The sequence below is a fragment of the Enterococcus sp. AZ120 genome (assembly GCF_050546165.1).
GTDB lineage: Bacteria > Bacillota > Bacilli > Lactobacillales > Enterococcaceae > Enterococcus > Enterococcus faecalis.
In genome coordinates this window covers 272,960-293,188 of sequence record NZ_CP172950.1, presented here as the reverse complement: position 1 = coordinate 293,188, position 20,229 = coordinate 272,960, and the positions used below count along the sequence as shown (strand labels likewise).

Sequence of the window (20,229 nt, the reverse complement as noted above, 5' to 3'; positions counted from 1 at the left end):
TTTTCTTAACGAATGATTTCGACTTTTTTGTCTGTCTTGACTGTAACACGGCCGTTTTTAATAACATATAACCGTTCTGGAATATCAATAATCGCATGTTCAACCACTTTTGTGTCTAATAAGACTAAATCTGCTTTATTCCCAACTGCGACACCGTATCCTTCTAGTCCCATCGCACGAGCAGGACTTGTTGTTACCATTGGTAGCACTGTTTTTAAGTCATCCGCTCCACCTAGGTGCCCAACAGGAATGGCTAACATCGCTGTTTGAACAATATCCCCTGTGCCATATGGTGTAAAAGCATTGCGAATATTATTCGTAGCAATACAGACATTCACGCCACCATCGCGTAATTTACGAATTGGCGTAACCGCACGTCGAACATTGTACTGATCACCACGAGCCCCTAAATGTAAATCCGTTGCTGGTAAAGCCATCACGCTAATATTTGCTTTCGCCATTTTTGCAATAATAGGCGCCAATTCTGCTTCAGGTAAGGCATGCAATGCCGTTAAGTGGCCCACTGAAACACGGCCTTGGTAGCCTTCAGCGATGGTTTTTTCACATAAATATTCAATACTCATATCATCAGCTTCATCGGCAAAATCTTGGTGTAAATCTACATCTTTATCATATTTTTTAGCAATTTCAAACACTAAATCAATATGTTCTTTCGCTGGTGCATCATTATAAGGAATACCGCCGACAACGTCTGCGCCCATATCCATTGCTTCATACATCATTTGTTCTGTTCCAGGGGCTTTAAAAATTCCTTCTTGCGGAAACGCAACTACTTGCATGTCAATTAACTCTTTGTATTCTTCTTTCAAACGCATAATTGTTTTGAAGCCAGTAAAACCTTGCGCTGGGTCAAATTCTGCATGCGTTCTTAACGCCGTGGTTCCATGAACGATTAACATTTCTAAAGCACGTTTGGCACGGTCGTAAATGTCTTCTTCGGTAAATGTTGGTTTTAATTCTGCGGTTACTTCAATTGCTTCTTTCAACGTACCTGATTTATTTGGTTTACGATCAGCGATTAATGCCTTGTCCAAATGTAAATGGCTTTCTACAAAACCTGGGATTAAAACACGACCATCTGCTTCGATGACTTCTTTGGCATCGCCAGTAATAACTGGGGCGATTTCAATGATTTTACCTTCTTTAATAGCTACATCTTGTAATGCTTCACCGTCTTGAAGACGAACTTGTTTAATTAATAAATCCATGTTTTCCACTCCCTAAATTGTTTTTTATCCAAAGATTAAACCGATAACTAATAATAGTACAGAGGCAATACTTAACCATTTCACGTTTCCTTTAACAACATCCAAAATTGGAATTTGGAAGCCTGAAGATAAAGCTTGCATAGTAATATTAACGAAACTCATTTGACTACCTAAACCAACACCCATTGCTACAAAACCTAATGCTAACGGCGGGAAGTTCAACGATACAGCAACTGGTAGCACTAAAGTTAAAACAGAACCTACGTAGGCCCCAGCTGGAATCCCAATTAAAATCCCTGTTAAAATGGCAACTGGCACGACAATAAAGGCTGGTGCATTTTCAGCAACACCTGCGATTACAGCAAACGTTCCTGTTTGTGCAATAACATTAATAAAGGCTAAGAAAATCCCTACTTGGAATAAACGAGTCAAAATATATGTAGACCCATCTACCATCGCTTCGACAGATTTGTTCATTGAGAAATCTGTACATAAGAAAATTAAAACTAATGTTAAAATCATGTATACAAGTGGCGTAAAGAAGGCAAAACCAATTAAATCATTCACAATTGGTCCAAAAATTACAGCAAACAATAAGAAAATGGCTGGCAAGGTAATTTTAAATAATTCACCATTGCTCTTTTTATCAAATTCATCATCTGCCGACTCTTTAAAGCCAACATTTCTATGTTTCGTTCCCCAAAAGGCTAACACAATCGCTAATGCTACGAAGAATAACCAGTAAGGTCGCATGGTTGAAACATATGAACCGACACTGATATCGCCTAATTTTGAAACAATACTTGATTCTAATGAAGCGGGTGATGTTGTAAATGATACCGCAGCAGCTAAAGACATTGCTGCAATTAATTCAGGAACAACGCCAACTGCAGCAAAGGCCAATGGCGCAATAACCATCGCACTTCCGCCACCAATTCCTGACATATATGTGGCTGCGGCTAATAAGATAACAATAAAAGCTGAAACATACTCGACTTTTCCTTTTGTGCCTCGTTTGGCTAAAGTTAATGCAGCTGAATAACTACCTGCTTTAAAGACCGCCATCGCAACAGCTGAATTAATGATGGGAACGGTAATTCCTAACATCATTGGGATAGCTTCCAACATCTGTTTATTCGCTTCTTCTAGTCCAATGCCACCAATCAGCATCGCTAAGACGCCACCAATTAAACCAGCGATAATCATATCGACTTTCATAAACAATAGAACCAAAACAACAATCAATGGAATAATCACAACTAATGCCATGATTCCTGTCGGGGCAACTACATCCCCAATCTCATCAGCAAAGGCCGCAACTGGCACAAAAATACTAACTAAGAATGCAAAAATAAGTGCTACTTTTGACGATTTTTTCATTTTACTTTCCTCCAATAGAAAGAAGGCGAGAGCAACGCAGTAGCGAATACTCTCTGCGCTCCTCATTATTTGGCAAAGGCACCTTGCCCGCCATATTTATCGTAATGTACAATCTCACTAACTAAATAATCATAAATACTTTGTGGAATTTCAATGCCTTCTGACATGGCTTTTTGATAGTTTAGCTGACCAATTTCTCCTGGATAGTAAACTTGTTGAAACCCTTCTGCTGTAGGCACACTATGAAGTTCTTCCACCATTTGATTAATATTTTCTTTAAATCGTTCAGAATCTGTAAAGCGGCTTGGATCAATGACTAAAAACATCTGACCCAGATTCCGTTTCTCCGTTAAATCCGCATACATGGAGCTGACATGTTTGCCAAAAGGTAAGCCTAACAACGAACCAGCTAAGACATCGACCATCATCATTAGTCCATATCCTTTTGGTCCTGAAATCGGCAATAAACCTCGTACTTCATAAGGATCAGTCGTTGGCTGGCCTTTTTCGTCTACTGCCCATGTGTCGGGAATTTCAACATCTCTTGAACGTGCATCTAAAATTTTTCCCCAAGCCTGTACTGTCGTAGCCATATCAAACACGACTGGTTCATGACCTGCTCTAGGTGCTGCAAAAGCGATTGGATTTGTTCCAAAATAATTGCTTGTACCACCAAACGGTACCACCATTGGATCAGATTGACACATCGAAAGAGCAACCATGCCTTGTTCCGCTGCTTTTTTAACATAATACGATAACGTCCCGCTATGACTCGTTTGAGAAACGCCAACATATGCTAACCCTGATTCTTTGGCTAGGTCAACTGCAGCAGCTAATGCTTCGTTACAAACAAATTGACCCACGCCATTATCGCCATGAAAAATGGCAGTGGACGGTCCAGTTTTTTCAAATGATAATTCGGGGTCAATCGTGATCCCGCCTTTTGCAATCCGTTCCGCATAATAATCCATACGAACCGCCCCGTGTGAATGAATACCGCTAGCATCTGCAAAAGTTAAATGTCGAGCAACTTCTTCGGCATGTTCAGAATGTAAACCAGCAGCTTCTAATTTTTGTTTCATCAGCTTTTCTAATTTTTCCGGTGTAACGACAACCATTTCTTCCATTGCGCTTGCTCCTTTATCATTAATCTTAAAAAAGGGAAAGAAAACAAGTGATTTTCTTCTTCGACCTTGCATTTCCTCCCTTTTTTCACTACTTATTGCTACTGTTAAAGACAGTATAGTCAATTTCATCCACTGATTTTGCAACTAGGATAGCAGAGTAAACATCTGAATTGACATTTAAAATTGTTCGTAACATGCCAACAAACCATTCGACGCCTGCAAAAATTGCAATACTCTCAATGGGTAAACCCATTTGCGGAACAATCACTGCCAGTGAGACTAAGCCCGCACCGGGAACAACTGCGTTTGCTAGTGAGACAAACGTTGCTGTAATTGCTAAGTAAATCATTTTCGTAATATCAAAATCTAGCTGATACATCTGAGCGATAGTCATTACAGTAAAAGCCATATGCATCGCTGAACCGTTACTGTTTAATGACATACCTAACGGCAACACTAAGTTAGTAATTCGCTTACTTAAACCTAATTTTGTTTCTGTTTCTTCCAAAGCTACTGGTAAAGTAATTGCTGAAGAAGTTGTCGCCAAGGCCATCACAGACATATTTTTCATGTTTGTAATTAAACGTAGTGGACTTACTTTACAGTACAATGTGATAACCAAAATCCAGATGCCCAAAAATAAAATAGTTCCTAATCCATAGACCAATAGATACTTCACTAACGGTAAAATAATTTGAAGGCCTAAGTGACTAATTGTTGAAGCAATTAAAGCAAAAATCCCCAGAGGTGCTAGATACATGACGTATCGAATGACTGTAATGATAACTTCATTAAAGTCCACAATTATTTGGAAGAGTTGCGTCTCTGGATGGCTTTGTAAGTATTTATTCAGTGCTAAACCAAAAAATAATGCAAAGACAATAATTTGAATAATCGATCCTTGAGTCAGTGAATCAAAAATATTTTTCGGAAAGAAATTTAAAATCGTATCAGTGATTGAGATTTCTTGCGCTTTAATAGAAGCATCTTGGAAGCCAGTCATTTTAACACCGTATCCTGGATTAAAAATGACTGCCATTAGGACGCCCCATAAAGCGGCAGCTAAGGAGGAAATCCCGAAAACAGCGATTGTTCTACCCCCAAGGCTCGTTAATTCTTTTGGATTAATACTGCCAACTGCTTGGACAATTTGCCCTAAGATCAAGATAGGAATAGCCATTTGCATCAGTCGCAAAAAGACATCTCCAACTATTTTCAAGTAATTGCCGCTAGCAGGAATCAAGAGTCCTACGAGGATTCCTACGACAACAGCAATTGCAATTTGGGTGATCATGGACGGTTTTTTCATGGTAAACTACCCCTTTTGACTGATCACAGTTCCTGCTTCTTTATCGATGTTTTCTAAGTTTTCGATAGAAGTAATGATTGCTTTCCGTTTGTCATCACCTTTTACGAAGTCTAAGGCAGCTTCGATTTTTGGTAGCATACTACCAGCAGCAAAGTGACCTTCTTTAATGTATTCTTCTGCTTCGGCTACACTGATTTGTTCTAATGCTTTTTGATCTGGTTGATTGTAATTAATGTAGATGTTATCAACGCCTGTCAAAATAATCAAACGGTCTGCATCAACGTTTTCAGCTAAAACACGTGCAGAGAAATCTTTGTCGTTAACCGCTTCCACGCCTACGTATTGTCCGTCTTCTGCTACGACCGGAATGCCCCCGCCACCAGAACAGATAGTTAAAACGTCCGCCTCTACTAAAGCACGAACCGCCTCTTTTTCAACAATTTCTTTAGGCATTGGTGATGGAACAACTTTTCGGTAGCCACGGCCAGCATCTTCCACATACGTAGAGCCATCTTTGGCTGCTTCCGCGTCAGCTTCTTCTTTTGTATAGAATGGACCAATTGGTTTGGATGGTTTTTTAAACGAAGGATCTTCTTTGTCCACACGCACTTGCGTAACTACAGAGATAACTGGTTTAGCAATGTTACGTTTTTCAAACTCATTAGTTAAAGCATTTTGTAACCAGTAACCGATGCTTCCTTGTGTCATCGCAACACAAGTATCCAATTTCAACGCTGGATTTTTTTCACTTTCGCCTGCTTTTTGTTGTAAAAGCAAATTCCCTACTTGTGGTCCGTTTCCGTGACAGACAATGACTTGTTCCCCTTTAGCAACAAATTCTGCAATATATTTGGCCGCGTGATTAACGACGGCTTTTTGGCCTTCATCTGTTGGATCCGTATCTAAAATAGCATTCCCACCTAGGGCAATTACGTTTAAACTCATTGATTGATTCGCTCCTTTTTAGTAAAGCAAAGACAAAATCTTTTCAGTATCGACGGATAAGAAATAATTTGTTTACGAAATGAAAGATTTTGTCTTGCTCATTTTGATTGTTTCAGTCATTATCGAAGGGATAATTAACCTAATTTCGGTTTACTTTCATCTTTAGCTAAGAAAGCAAAAGCTAGTAAACCAATAACTAATAGTACACAAGAAAGATAGAAGCCAACTTGCATTGAGCCTGCTGTATCTGCTAAATATCCTGTGACATACGGTGCTAGGATTGACCCTGACATCCCGATAAAATTATAGGCACTTAACGTTGTTCCTAAGGCCGCTTTTGGTGCATGTTTGGTAACAAAAGTCACCATAATTGGATCTAACGCTAATTTCCCTGTTAACCCATAAAGAATTAAAACAGAAATTAACAATGTCCGACTTGTTACAAAAGCAATCGCAAAGACAGATAGGATTGCTAAAGGTACTAATGTAAAGACTAATTTTTTCGTCGCACCTGTTTTATCATTCAAACGAGCGAAGATTAAGGCGCCTGGAATAGAGGCCCATGGTACAAGTGATGAAATGAAACCAACGCTCGCTCCTGTAAAGCCACGTTCAGCAATTAAAAATTGTGGCAACCAAGTAATAATGACAAAGTTTGCATAAATACTTGTGAAACATAAAATAAATGCGGCTAATAAATTACGATTTGAGAAAATTTCTTTTAATGAGATCTTTTCTTGTGGTCCTTCTTCAGCAGCTGCTCGTGCAGCTTCTTCACCAGGACGAATCACTTTTTCTTTCAAAATTGTATAGAAAAGAATTCCTACGATAAACGTTGGAATCGCCATGATAAAGAATGGTTTGCTCCAATGTTCACCATTTTCTAAAACCAACTTACTTGAAAGTAGGTACCCACCTGATGTACCGAAGGCCATCCCACTATTGATGATGGCATTACCGATGGTCCGTTTACTTGCTGGAATCGCTTCTGTCGATAGCGCATATTGCGGGCCATAGTAAGCTCCTTGACCAATACCAGCAATTGCACGAATGACTAAAAACATAACAAAGGTTGTCGCTAATCCACTAAAATAAGTAGAAATAGCAAGAACGATAAACCCAACAGCAATGACTAATTTCCGCCCAATTTTATCGCCAATCATCCCAAAAGGAATCTGTGCAACAGCATAGGTTAAAAAGAAGATACTATTGGCTAAACCAAGTTGTGTGTTACTTAGACCAAATTGTTCTCCAATGACCCCCATCACTGGATTAAAAATAGTTCGTGTTGCGTACATTAAAATCCAGCCTACGAAGAAAATGGCTACGACTTTAATCCAGTAACTATTGCTCACTTGCACTGCTTGATTTTTTTTACTATTCTCCATGTCTTCTCCTCACTTCTCATCTAACTCTACAGATTGTAAAGCTAGTAACATTCCAAATGACATATCTTTACCAGAGGAATGTCCGATTTGTATAATTCTGTCAATATTTTCGTCAACTCTATTATCCCGATGGTTCTCCAAATCCAAGAGTAACTGATACAACAATGAATTTACATATCCTTTAGCCGAGCTTGCAATATAGCCTTTACTAACATCTGTTGTGGATAAATTTGCTGCCGAAAGAGTAGCGGCTAACGCCGCAGCTCTTTCATCAGCAAGTATGAACAGAATTGTTTGATACGCCACTAAAATGTCATCACCACTCGGGGTTAACCCTTTGCCCCGACCAATCAGATAATTCGTTACTTCTTGCCATTCCGATAGTGTCCAAACTTTTTGTTTTTGGCTCATTTTTTTGAAAATATGCTTTGCTCGTTCGTCTAAAGGCAGGCCAATTCTACGTTCTAAGTTTCTCGCTAATAAGCGGTCTCGCAACAAGCGTAATTGGTCTTTTTCTAACTTGAAATGAGTAATGTTTAAAGAAACGACCTCGGCAGGTGTGAGTTGGATCGTTTTCACGCCGACTGTACTGTAAAAGGTCAACTGATTTTCTGTGATTTTGACTTTATTACCTTGTTGTACATACGGAAAGATTTCTTGAAACAATTGATCTGGCAAAAACATACCAAAGCTTGATAAATAATTATGGAAGTTTGCAACATTGATTAATTGATCCTGGACTTTCAGATTAAATGAACGTTCAAAAACACTGTGAATGGTTCCCATCTTGCCATATTGGTGGATAGGAAAAATGTAGTCACTAATGACTAGTTGGTTATTCAACCGTAATGCCTAGTTTCTCAGCATACGCTTCTAGGGCTTTTTCAAAACAGCCTAGAGGTGCTCTAACTGTCCCTGCACCAATTTGACCAACACCGGCATTTTTGTGTGCAATCCCTGTATTGATGATTGGTGTAATTCCTAATTCCACCACTTTACGGATATCAATTCCTAAACAAGTTCCTTGGAAATCCCAAGTTGGAATTGAGAATGTTGGGTTGTGTCCTTCACAGATTTTTGCCATTTCATTTGAGGTTGCTAACGCATCTTCAAAGCCACCTGCACCAACAAACCGTGTTACGCCAGGTGCAGCTACCATAGCCATTGCTCCAACTCCTACTGTTTCAGTAATTGCACTATCCCCGACATCAGGATTTCCGTCTTCTTCGCTGAAACCAGTGAAGTAAAGACCTTTTGGTGTATTTACTGGTGCGGTATGCCATTGATCGCCTGTTTCTGCAATCCGGACCCCAAAGTTCACGCCGTTACGAGTCATCGTTGTGACAATCGTTCCGTTGGTATCTTTACGGGCACCATCAACAATTGCTTTTCCAGTTGCCATCATGACATTTAAGAAGAATTGATCTGTGTCAGCTAAGAATTTGATTACTTCGTATTTTTGATCTTCTGGAATATCTGTTTTGATAATTAATGGAGACAATTCTTTTAAGAAGTTCAAAGATGCGGCAATATTTCTTTGGTGGAACTCGTCACCCATTGTAATAGAGCGCGCAATCAATACGTTTAAGTTCAAGCCTTCTTCAGAAAGTTTCAAAGCTTTCGCAATAGTTGGTCCTAAAACATCTTTAATCCAATCTAAACGATCAACCACTTCTTGTGAATAAGCACCAAAACGTAATACTTTACCGATACCTTCATTCAAGATACAGTATGCTTCGTTACCTTCTAAGCGATTTTCTACAACAAAGACTGGCATATTACCAGAAGTAATACCGCCCATTGGTCCAACTGCTTTTACATGGTGACAAGGAATGAAACGTACTTCGCCAGCTTCAAAAATCTTCAAAGCATCTTCTTCGTTGTCTGCCCAACGTTCGAATAATGCTGCACCGATACAAGCACCTTTCATTGGTCCAGTCATTTCAGACCATTGGATTGGTGGTCCAGCATGAAGTAATGTTTTTTGTGCGTCATCATTTAATTCTGGAATCACTGATTTTGCAGGTACCACATCTACTAAGAATGGTTGTGCATTTTTAATTTTGTCTGTTACTTTGTGATTTTCAGCTTCGATTTGTTCACTGTAATCTTCCAAAGCATCCAAAATTTTAATCATTTTTTTATTGCCGTTAGCACGTGGACGCCAGTTAAATTGAACAGTTTCGCCACCGTAATCAACGATTGATTCTGTAAAGCTTTGCAACCCAACGTTAATGATTCTTGGTTTGGTTGTTAATAGTTCCATTACTTTTTCGCCTGGTTTTGGTACATCGACAGTTGGTCCGTTGTAAGCAACCACTTCTTTATCGTCTTCTGAAATTTCGATTCCTTTTAGCAATAGAGCTAATTGAACAGCTTTAGCATTGCTTTCTGCAACTAAAACGCCGCCTTCTTTCAAACGATCAACCGACGATTGGTAATTTTGCGGATCTTTCGTCGTCCCACAAACAGTTGCAACAAAGTAAAGATCACGTCCGGCTTCTTTGGCTGTGGCACGCGCTTCTTCAATTGCTGGTAACAATGCACCAACCATGTCTTCATGAGCACCGTAGCCTAACACCACATCGAATAAGATAATCCCCGTTTTTTCATCTTGTGCGTATTCACGAATTTTTTCGATACGAACATCTGGGTCAATCATTGGGTGCGGACGACCTTGTGTATACATATCATCGCCTAAGTCAATGACTTCATAACCGTGAGATTTCAAGACATAACCTTCTGCTTTCACTAAACCGCCAAGGTCTAAAGCTTCAGAAATTAACATACCCGCTTCAGAAGCTAATGTACCACCTGAATATAAGCCTTTTACAACTTTAGCTTCTGGTAATGTTGGTACAGCTGGTTTTGCTAATGCTTCAAAGTAATTTTTCTTCACAGCCACATCATTTGCTAAATCAACAGCAATTTTAGCTGTTTCTTCTAATGTATGAGCTAGATAAACTTTGCCTTCGTGACTTGTTGGTTTTTCTCCTAAGAAAATCGCAACGACTGGTTTTGAAATGCTTTGTAATAATTCAACCACTTCATCACGAACTTCTTTTGCAGGTGGTTTAGAGATGACTGTAATCACATCGGTTGGTTCGTGATTTTCTAAGGCCACAATAGCATCTTTCACAGTGATAGCGCCTACTTTGTCGCTTAAGTCACGACCACCAGTACCAATGGCGTGAACAACTCCGCCACCTAAGCGGTCAATAATCGTTGTAACTTCTTGAATCCCTGTTCCTGAAGCACCAACAACGCCAATGTTTCCTGGAGAAACAACATTTGTAAAGGCGATTGGAATACTTGAAATAATACCAGTTCCACAGTCAGGGCCCATCATTAGTAAGCCTTTTTCATGCGCTAATTTTTTCAAACGTACTTCATCTTCAATTGACACGTTATCCGTGAAAGAGAACACGTGTAAATCATTTTTTAAGGCACGTTCCATTTCTGGCGCACCATATTCACCAGGAATACTGAATAGCGCTACATTCGCCTCTGGTAAAAGATCAAACGCTTCTGACCAAGAAGTTGCTGCTTGTGCTTCTTCACTAGTTCCCTTTGCTGATAAATCATCTAAGAATTCATCAATCGCTGGCATAACTTCTTCCATGATGTTTTCTTTTTCACTGTCAACCACAATCATCATGTCGTTTGCAGATGCACTATTGGCCTCATCCGTTAACAAGTTCGTGTTGTTAAGGATGTCTTTGTTGGCATCTGTTCCCATCATGATTTGACTCATGGTTACACCATCTAATGCATTGATTTTATTGGTCAATAACATTAAGTTGATGGAGTCTTGGTAATTGTTTTTCAAAATTACTGTGTGTAACATTGTTCATCCTCCTATCTATTCCTTACAATGCTATTGTATCGAAACGAGAAAGTGTTTTCATCGGACATAATTCTAAAAAAATGGTATAATTTTTATCCATAAGAGGAAAAAAGGAGAAAACGATGAAATTAAGAGAGTTATTATCGATAGGTGACTTAAAAAAAGGTAAAATTTTGACGAAAGAGATTGGTTTAGACAATGAAGTTGACTCGGCAATGGTCTTAGAAGCGATTGATATCGAGAACTGGAGTAGAAAGAATCAGTTAATTTTGACTTCTTTCTACGCATTGCATGATCTACCCGAAAAAGAGTTGGAAAATTTTTTCGTAAAGATGCGCCGAATTGGCATCAGCGGCTTAATTTTGAAAACAGATCGATTCATTAAAATGATTCCAGAGTGGTTTATCGAATTATGTTTCAATTATGAAATTCCTTTAATTAAAATCACACAAGACATTAGCTATGAAAAAATTCTATTTACGATTTACGAGCCTTTGTTGAATTATCAGTCGCATGTCTTACGTACGTATTACGATGTGCGCCAACGTTTCACCAAATTAGAGCGCCACTACCCAACGGTTGAGACGATTATGCAAGAATTTTATGACATCATTAAATTACCCTTCGCTTTAAAAATGTTGGATAAACATCTGGAAATTAGCGATGGCGACTTACCCCATGATGCGATTGTGCTCTCAAGAGAAAAACTAAAAAACAGTGAGTTCACTAAAAATGATTACTCTCTTTTAACACTTTATTCTCATGCCAACCCCAAAAAACAGTTGGCACTAGAAGTTTCTATTTTCAATAGTTATTCCACTAATTGTTTACTTCTGGTTTATTTACAAGATGAAAAGGTTAAAGAAACGGATTTAGTGATTATCGAAAATGCGATTGATGTCTTACAAGAAAAATTCAATACCGAAAATTTGTTAAAAAAAGAACGGTATACTCGTTTGAACAACTTAGCGGATGCTATTTTACAAAATACACCGCAAAATCCTGACGAGCTAAACAGTTTGCTTCGTGAAGTGCAAATGCAAGAGCTAGATTCTTACCAAGCGATTGCTTTTTCTACCAAAGACACCAATACACAACTCATGAAAGAACGAATTATTGCCTTACTTCGTACCCTGCGTGTGAAATCCATCTTCTTCGATCAGCTAAATTATTCGGCGGTCCTTTTTAACTTCAATGAAAGTGATGGAAAAATTACAAAGCTGCAATTAAGCCGTTTATTAGCTGAACTTTTAGAAGAAAACGACACGCTTACCGTTGCCGTCAGCAGTTTAAAATCACGAGAAGGGATTAAAGAGCTACTGATTGAATGTCTGGACATTCTGCGCTTTAATGAAACTTTTTATAACGGACCAATTGTCACCTTAGCCGATATCGGGGTATTTAAAAATTTTATCCGCGAAGACCAATTGGAAAATTTAGACGAATTAATTCCTCGCGCACTTTATCAATTAGCCGAAAACAACTACGATTTGTTTGAAACCTTGTACAGTTTTTTCCAAAATAATCGCAACTATAAACAGACCTCTGAAGCGATGTTCCTTCATTCAAAAACGATTCGTTATCGTTTAAACAAAGTGGAACAACTTCTTGATATTGACTTAGCCAATCCCTTGCAATTGTTAAATTATGAAATTGCCACATACATTATAAAGATGAGGAGACGTGCACTTGAAAAACAATCAAACACTCGCTAATGGCGCAACAGTTACTATCTACCCCACTACGACTGAACCAACGAACTATGTCGTCTATTTACACGGTGGCGGGATGATTTATGGAACCAAAAGTGATTTACCAGAAGAACTGAAGGAGCTGTTTACAAGCAATGGCTATACCGTTTTAGCACTGGACTATTTGTTGGCTCCAAATACAAAAATCGATCACATCTTAGGGACGCTAACAGAAACCTTCCAATTGTTAAACGAAGAGATTATTCAAAACCAGTCCTTTGGTTTGTGCGGGCGTTCCGCTGGCGGTTATTTAATGTTACAGTTAACCAAACAATTACAAACACTAAATTTGACGCCACAATTTTTAGTCAATTTTTACGGCTATACAGATTTAGAATTTATTAAAGAGCCACGAAAATTATTAAAGCAAGCCATTTCCGCTAAAGAAATAGCTGCTATCGACCAAACGAAGCCTGTTTGGGATGATCCTTTTCTTTCTCGCTATCTGCTGTATCATTACAGTATTCAGCAAGCGCTATTGCCGCACTTTTACGGATTACCAGAAAATGGGGACTGGTCTGCTTACGCACTGTCAGACGAAACATTAAAAACGTTTCCACCTTGTTTCAGTACAGCTAGCAGTTCAGACGAAGAAGTGCCGTTCCGCTATAGCAAAAAAATCGGACGGACCATTCCTGAGAGTACCTTTAAAGCGGTTTACTATTTAGAACATGATTTTTTAAAACAAACCAAAGATCCTTCGGTCATCGCTTTATTTGAGCAATTGGATAGCTGGCTGAAGGAACGATAAGCAATCAAGAAATTTTATTAAAGTATTAGACTTGTGATAGAAACTTTTTTATGATCCATGATATACTGTATATACAATGTATACGAAAGGTGGGTTACTAGTGGAAATCAAAGAAAGAAAACTTAGAAAAGTTGGGAATTCTGTTGTTATGACATTGTCAAAAGAGTTTCTAGAAAGCATTGGTGCGACTGCGACAGACACCGTTTATGTAGACGAAGAAAAATTAAAAGATATTATTGTTAAAAAAAATATGTCAGAACATCAAAAAAAATTACAACAAATGATGGAGAACTCAAAACAAAAACATAATGAGCTGTACAAAGAATTGGTTACTAAATGAAAAGTATTTATTATTTATCAGCGGATGATCTATTTCAAATGAATACTTTCTTGATCCAAACGTATTCTCCCGCAGAACAAATTGGCATCAAAGATCGTAATGCATTAGAAATGGCTAGCAACCAACCAGCACAATTCATCTTTGACGTTGACCTGTACCCAACAATTGAAGAAAAAGCAGCTATTTTAATGATTAACATTGCAACAAAGCATTGTTTTTACAATGCAAATAAACGGACAGCTGTAATGGCAACCGACTTATTTTTACAATTAAACGGTTATGATTTCCAATTAGATACGCAAGAAGGCGTTGATTTATTGGTTTTTATTGCTACTTATAGATCAGATTTTGATCAGTTGAAAAACGATGTATCAAAAGTAATCAGAGCTAAATTAAATCATACTTCTTCTCACTAATTTCATCAATGAAATATAAGATGGATGTCGTTTTCAATTGTAAAATTAAGCGTCTAATACAAATAAATTTAATAACAAAAAAAGAAGCGAGAAATCTCGCTTCTTTTTGTTATTTTTGATAAAGTGTGGTTCCTTTTACCACACTGATTTCCACCGGTGTCTGACGAGCGACAAAAGCCGCCGCACATTCTGCTTCAGTGAGTAAGTAAGTTGCTTCAGCACCAACTTGCGGCCAATTTACTTGCCCTTGTTCGTCTAAAGTTGTGACACCATCTGTCACTAAGCCTAATAATTGGGTTAAAGCATCTTGATCTTTCACGTTAAAAAGTTCACCTAAACGAGCCAATTTTTCTTGTAATGAACCATCACCATAGGGAGACCAGCAATCGTAGATATTGTCACAACCAAGATGGACATTGACTCCATGACGTAACAATTCCATAATTGGCGGAATCGTGTTAGGTGTGATTGGCACGCTGGAATTAATATGAATTTTTTCTGCTGCTAAAGCATCATAAACTTCGGCACGTTCTTCACCAATGAAATCATTTAACCCGAAGGCATGGCTGATAAATACTTTGTCTTGTAGGCCATATTCTTTCGTTAAACGGATAATTTCTTTAATCGTTGTTGTCCCAGCTTCGTGACGGTCATGTAAATGAATATCCACACCGACACCATGTTTATCTGCTAAGCGGAATGTTTCAGCCAATGATTTTTTGTAATCACCATCTAGTGAATAAGGATCCACGCCACCAATAAAATCGGCACCTTTTGCCAATGCTTGATCAACTAATTCAACGGAATCTGAACGCAGTAAGCCGTGCTGTGGAAAGACGACAATTTCTACCGCAAATGGTTTCGTTTGGGCCAACGCTTGGACTTCATCAAAATAACGTAAGTCTGTCATCGGTTCCACGTCGACATGTGTTCTGAAGGCTGTCGCGCCATGTGGTAATTCTAAGTCAATTAAATGGTTGGCGCGTTCTGTTAAAGAAAGTTCTAAACTATCTAAATAAGGGATTTCTGTTTCGACACGTTCCACAATTGACTTCGCTGGCGTCACCGGATACCACGGAACACCTAGTTTACTTTTATCAAAGTGACAATGTTTTTCAATCAAACCTGGTAAAATCAATTGATGGTGACCATCAATAATTGTCAACCCAGGTTCTTCTACCAATTCTTCATTGGGGATGATTTTTGTAAATACTCCATCTGTTACTTCAATTGCCACTTCTTTGGTTACTGTCCCAGATAACCAGTCACCTTCTTTTTGATACCCTGTTTCAATTCGAACATTTTTTAACCAATAATTCATGCTTTCCTTCACTCCTACCTGTATTTATTCCTTCCCGAAAGGACACAATACTTAGTTGTACTGTGCTAAAATTTTACTAATTTCCGTATAACCTTTTTGATTGGCATAGTCCATTGCTGTTCGACCAGAATTGTCTTTAATGGATTGATCCGCACCATTTTCCATTAACAATTTTACAATATCTTGGTAAAGTTGGTTCCCTTCACGTAACCCCACTGCCTCAATCAATGCTGTATAGCCAAAGTCATTTTGGAAATCTATGTCTTCTCGTCCATCTTCTAACAAGAGCTTCACATTGTCAATATGTCCTTTTTCAGCTGCCGGAATTAACGCATTGCCACCGTAACGGTTATGCTTAGTTAAATCTGGTGTCGCATTTTTTAACATATACGCTAAAATCTCCGTACGTCCTTGCGCTCCCGCATAAAGATAGGGACTATCACTAATGCTATTTTGCAGATTAATATCGGCATCCCGATCAATCAACGCTTTTGCAATCTCAATGTCATTATTGTGCACAGCAATATTGAGCGGTGTATTGCCTTCTGTGTCGACTTCATCCACTTGATAAGTAGTATCTTGTAAAATTTCCTTGACCTTCTTCGTATCTCGTTGATTGGCTGCTTCTAAAAGCGCACCCACTTCATAGGTCTTCATCGGTTCTTTCACTTCCTCTTTTGATGTTGTTTGAGCCACCGAACGGGTTGTACTGGTGCTTTCAGTTTTTGCACTACTTTGAGTAGTCACCGTTTGACTATTTTTTGACGCTGCGGAAGGTGTTTCTCCTCCTTGACACGCAGCAAGTAATGGAATGGTCACGACACTTAATAGCCCCATTAAAATTTTTTTGTTCATTGTGCTCAACTTCCTTTCCTCGAGAGAAATATGAGATTTTTCTCCAGTGGTTCTAATCTAACGAATCTTTTTTTATTTGTCGATTAAAACGCTTTCTCTGTTTTTCTATTTTAAAAAGAGAGAAACCAAAAGAAGTCGAAACTTTTTTTGGTTTCCATTCGTATGTTTTGTTCTTAAAAGGTAAATTCAGGATTAAAAGTTCCTTGGTATGGTTCATGTTCCACATAGACTTGGATATCGTTTCCTTCGTTATCTTTACCCATTCGTGTGTACGTAAAACGATTATCATTCAATTCTGTTAACTCTAAGACAGCGCCATAGCGATTGGTTCCAATGGAAACATGGGCACGGAATTTATTTTGATTTCCTACTTTAAAGTAGCCATAGTCGCCACGAGTTTCACCAGTTTGTAAATTGAAAAATTCATATTTGCTGCTGTCTTGGTCAAATTTCGCTAAGCTGATAAAGTTTTGGTTGGCCGAAGTTACGTCATTGCCATCTTTATCCACTACTTTTGTGCCATTCCAAAGAAGTTGCGGTGTCCCATCAAAGGAAGTTTTACCAATAATTTCATCCCCTTGTCGATTTACATCAATCTGGCCTGTTTGTTCTGTCATGGCACGGCGTCCATTCGTGAATTCTAGTGTTCTGGGACGATTATTGGGGTATGGCTGCGGACGACCATAAACTGGTCCTGAGGTTGCTTTGTTTTCTACGAAAACTTCAATATCATTTCCGTTTTTATCTTTCCCCATCTGTCTATACGTAAAAGTATCTTGGTATAAAGTTCTAAGTGGGTATACACCTTGATAATTTTTGGTTTCAGAAATAATTACAAGACGGGAAACATCTGTAATACCAGCGGTCATAAAGAAGGTTCCTTCATCTCCTGTTGATTCTCCAGTCTCTTTATCAAAAAATTCATAGAAACTAGTGGTTGCATCAAATTTGATTGCATGTAATAGGTTTTGATTTTCATCTGTTAAGTCATTCCCGTTTCGATCATAAACGCGTGTTCCAGCCCAATCTTTTTCTGATAATCCTTCATCTTGTCTAATACCAACTGAACGTAAATACTCAGGTAAATCCCCTAAATTATTGGGATTGTCTACGCTTTGAGGAACGTATGCTTCTGCCGTCAAAGCCCCTCCTGCTCCACCAACTAATAACGCACTTAAAGCCAACAACGTAATTGTACCAACGATTTTTTTCTTCATAAACGACTACTCCCTTTCCTTTTGATAATTTAAGGATAGCAAGTAGTTATTAACTCCACCTGTCCATAATATGAACAAATTATTAAATAATAATCATTATAATTATCTTAATAATAATATTTAATTATAACTAATAACAATTTATTTATAGAGGAAGAGAAAACAAAAGAACGTTGGGGGACGTTCTTTTGTTAAATAAGAGAGAAGACAAGAGACTTTTAGAAAGTAAAGGCTGGATGATATGTGCCTTGGTAAGGTTCATGTTCCACGAACACTTGAATATCATTACCAGCATTATCTTTACCCATTCGAGTATACGTAAATCGATCATTGTTTAGTTCCGTTAATTCTAGCGCTGCACCGTAGCGATTCGTACCAATAGATACATGAGCCCGGATCTTGTTATTGTCCACCACTTGGAAGTACCCAAAGTCGCCGCGGGTTTCACCTGTTCGTAAATTGAAAAATTCATATTTACTTGTGTTTGGATCAAATTTCGCTAAACTAATGTAATTTTGATTGGCCGCTGTCACATCATTACCGTTTTTATCTACGACTTTTGTGCCATTCCACAAGGTTGTTCCTAAAATTTTATCCCCTGATTTATTTGTCACAATTTTGCCAGTTTGATTGGTTAATGCTTCACGTCCATTTGTAAAAGCTAATTTTTTCCCATGATAAGGGATGTGTTCCACGTAAACTTCAACATCATTCCCCAGTTTATCTTTCCCTAAACGCTTGTAAGTAAATTTGTCTTTACTCACTTCGGTTAAATCCACTACGGCTTGATAATTTTGTGTCCGCGAAATTAAAATTCGTTTTGTGCCATCACCTGTCACAAAAAATGTTCCTTCGTCACCACGGGTTTCCCCAGTATTTTTGTCGAAAAACTCATAAAAACCGGTTTCACCATCATATTTTGCTAAACCAATAAAATTAGCATTTTCTGCCGTTAAATCATTACCAGCAGCATCATAAACACGGGTTCCTTGCCAGTCCGTGCCAGATAAAATCTTAGTCGCCTTGTCGCCTCTTGTTTGGCCATTGTTTTGATGTTTGCCTAAATTTGCTGTAGCACTATTTGGATTGGCTGCATGACCTGCAAATGCTGGACTTGCATAACCTGCTATAAGTAACGTACTTAATGTTACTAAAGTAATCGAACTTAATACTTTCTTTTTCATAAAGCATCGCTCCTTTTCTTTGATAAACCTATCTTAACAAACGATTCTAAACTACCACTGTCAGAAAAATGAACAATTTATAAACGATTAAAAACAACTATAAACTATTTTTTTGTTAAAAATGAAGCGGTCAAAAGAATCCTTTACTTCCTTTTGGCCGCTTCATCCACTCGTGATTGACTAATTAGAACGTGAAGTCTGGCGTAAAGTCTCCTTCATATGGTTCATGTTCTACAAAGACTTTAATTTCTTTGCCATTGTTGTCTTTACCCATTCGTGTATACGTAAAACGTTTATCATTTAATTCTGTTAATTCTAACGCAGCTCCATATTTATTGTCACCAATTGAAACGTGGGCCCGGATTTTGTTATTATCAATTACTTGGAAGTAACCAAAATCTCCACGGGTTTTACCCGTTTCTAAATCAAAGAATTCATATTTACTTGTTTTATTATCAAATTTCGCTAAACTAATAAACATTTTATTTGCTTCAGTAACATCGTTACCGTCTTCATCTAAAACTTTCGTGCCATTCCATAATGTAGCCCCTAAAATGTCATCCCCAGGTTCACTGGTAACAATCTTGCCAGTTTCTGTTTCTAAATCTTTACGGCCATTCGTAAAGGTTAATTTCTCGTCAGAATAAGGGATATGTTCTACAAAGACTTCTACATCTTTCCCGTCTTTATCTTTACCCATTCGCTTATAGGTAAATTTATCTTTCGTCACTTCCGTTAAATCGACCACCGCTTGATAGTTTTGTGTATCCGAAATTAAGATACGCTTTTCGCCATCGTCTGTCACAAAGAATGTGCCTTCATCGCCACGGGTTTCACCTGTTTCTTTGTCGAAAAATTCATAAAAACCTGTTTCACCATCATATTTTGCTAAACCAATAAAATTAGCATTTTCTGCTGTTAAATCATTATTATTTTTGTCGTAAACTTTTGTGCCTTGCCAATCAGTACTGGATAAAATTTCTGTTAATTCTTGTCCTTTTGATTGCTCTTTAGCTGCTTCTGCTGAACTAGAGACTGCAGTGCTTGAGCTAGCTGCACTTGATTTATCTGTTGCAGAGTTGGCTCCGCCAGCACAGCCTGCAATCAACAACGTACTAAAGGTTAATAAGGTAAGCGCACTAAAAACTTTTTTCTTTTTCATGGTTGGT

General features: G+C 38.2%; 17 protein-coding genes. 4 read left to right on the top strand and 13 right to left on the bottom strand.

The features are described from left to right. Positions 1–5: 5 nt before the first annotated feature. The 8 genes from IGJ46_RS01495 to fdrA form a co-directional block, all read right to left on the bottom strand. Positions 6–1,229, bottom strand: a complete 1,224-nt coding sequence (locus IGJ46_RS01495; RefSeq protein ID WP_002392493.1) for an amidohydrolase family protein — start codon at positions 1,227–1,229, stop codon at positions 6–8. A gap of 24 nt (positions 1,230–1,253) precedes the next feature. After that, positions 1,254–2,675, bottom strand: a complete 1,422-nt coding sequence (locus IGJ46_RS01490; RefSeq protein WP_002385370.1) for a hypothetical protein — start codon at positions 2,673–2,675, stop codon at positions 1,254–1,256. Next, positions 2,675–3,736, bottom strand: a complete 1,062-nt coding sequence (gene allD / locus IGJ46_RS01485; RefSeq protein ID WP_002413499.1) for an ureidoglycolate dehydrogenase — start codon at positions 3,734–3,736, stop codon at positions 2,675–2,677. The genes IGJ46_RS01490 and allD overlap by 1 nt, the downstream gene beginning before the upstream one ends. Positions 3,737–3,824: 88 nt before the next feature. Then, a complete protein-coding gene (locus tag IGJ46_RS01480; RefSeq protein WP_163402440.1) occupies positions 3,825–5,045 on the bottom strand; it encodes a dicarboxylate/amino acid:cation symporter in 1,221 nt (406 codons plus the stop codon). A 6-nt stretch (positions 5,046–5,051) separates the two neighbouring features. Further along, positions 5,052–5,990: a carbamate kinase gene (gene arcC / locus IGJ46_RS01475; RefSeq protein WP_002355252.1), complete on the bottom strand. Its 939-nt coding sequence runs from the start codon at positions 5,988–5,990 to the stop codon at positions 5,052–5,054. A gap of 134 nt (positions 5,991–6,124) precedes the next feature. Then, the gene (locus IGJ46_RS01470; protein WP_218391387.1) at positions 6,125–7,378 is read right to left on the bottom strand and encodes an MFS transporter; all 1,254 of its coding nucleotides are present in this window, start codon (positions 7,376–7,378) and stop codon (positions 6,125–6,127) included. Positions 7,379–7,387: 9 nt separating this feature from the next. Further along, the gene (locus IGJ46_RS01465; protein ID WP_002355250.1) at positions 7,388–8,221 is read right to left on the bottom strand and encodes a DUF2877 domain-containing protein; all 834 of its coding nucleotides are present in this window, start codon (positions 8,219–8,221) and stop codon (positions 7,388–7,390) included. Further along, on the bottom strand, positions 8,214–11,225 hold the full coding sequence (gene fdrA, locus IGJ46_RS01460) for a DUF1116 domain-containing protein (RefSeq protein WP_010820621.1): 3,012 nt from the start codon (positions 11,223–11,225) through the stop codon (positions 8,214–8,216). Before fdrA ends, IGJ46_RS01465 begins: the two co-directional genes overlap by 8 nt. A gap of 122 nt (positions 11,226–11,347) precedes the next feature. Here fdrA and IGJ46_RS01455 point away from each other — a divergent pair, with 122 nt between their 5' ends. From IGJ46_RS01455 to IGJ46_RS01440, 4 genes are all read left to right on the top strand, one after another. Next, positions 11,348–12,940: a PucR family transcriptional regulator gene (locus IGJ46_RS01455; RefSeq protein WP_002355248.1), complete on the top strand. Its 1,593-nt coding sequence runs from the start codon at positions 11,348–11,350 to the stop codon at positions 12,938–12,940. Then, positions 12,915–13,727, top strand: a complete 813-nt coding sequence (locus tag IGJ46_RS01450) for an alpha/beta hydrolase (RefSeq protein ID WP_070416041.1) — start codon at positions 12,915–12,917, stop codon at positions 13,725–13,727. Before IGJ46_RS01455 ends, IGJ46_RS01450 begins: the two co-directional genes overlap by 26 nt. Before the next feature lie 100 nt (positions 13,728–13,827). Further along, the gene (locus IGJ46_RS01445; RefSeq protein ID WP_002358371.1) at positions 13,828–14,067 is read left to right on the top strand and encodes an AbrB/MazE/SpoVT family DNA-binding domain-containing protein; all 240 of its coding nucleotides are present in this window, start codon (positions 13,828–13,830) and stop codon (positions 14,065–14,067) included. Continuing rightward, positions 14,064–14,483: a type II toxin-antitoxin system death-on-curing family toxin gene (locus IGJ46_RS01440; protein ID WP_218391386.1), complete on the top strand. Its 420-nt coding sequence runs from the start codon at positions 14,064–14,066 to the stop codon at positions 14,481–14,483. The genes IGJ46_RS01445 and IGJ46_RS01440 overlap by 4 nt, the downstream gene beginning before the upstream one ends. Before the next feature lie 109 nt (positions 14,484–14,592). Here IGJ46_RS01440 and IGJ46_RS01435 read toward each other — a convergent pair whose 3' ends face one another. The 5 genes from IGJ46_RS01435 to IGJ46_RS01415 form a co-directional block, all read right to left on the bottom strand. Then, the gene (locus IGJ46_RS01435; protein ID WP_218391384.1) at positions 14,593–15,804 is read right to left on the bottom strand and encodes an amidohydrolase family protein; all 1,212 of its coding nucleotides are present in this window, start codon (positions 15,802–15,804) and stop codon (positions 14,593–14,595) included. Between the two features lie 51 nt (positions 15,805–15,855). Next, positions 15,856–16,659 (bottom strand): ankyrin repeat domain-containing protein, encoded by an 804-nt coding sequence (locus tag IGJ46_RS01430; protein WP_002364973.1) that lies wholly within the window; start codon positions 16,657–16,659, stop codon positions 15,856–15,858. 173 nt (positions 16,660–16,832) lie between these two features. Then, on the bottom strand, positions 16,833–17,876 hold the full coding sequence (locus IGJ46_RS01425; RefSeq protein WP_002387660.1) for a DUF4822 domain-containing protein: 1,044 nt from the start codon (positions 17,874–17,876) through the stop codon (positions 16,833–16,835). A 218-nt stretch (positions 17,877–18,094) separates the two neighbouring features. Then, positions 18,095–19,060 (bottom strand): DUF4822 domain-containing protein, encoded by a 966-nt coding sequence (locus tag IGJ46_RS01420; RefSeq protein ID WP_218391378.1) that lies wholly within the window; start codon positions 19,058–19,060, stop codon positions 18,095–18,097. A gap of 184 nt (positions 19,061–19,244) precedes the next feature. Then, the gene (locus IGJ46_RS01415; RefSeq protein ID WP_002358366.1) at positions 19,245–20,222 is read right to left on the bottom strand and encodes a DUF4822 domain-containing protein; all 978 of its coding nucleotides are present in this window, start codon (positions 20,220–20,222) and stop codon (positions 19,245–19,247) included. Positions 20,223–20,229: the final 7 nt, after the last annotated feature.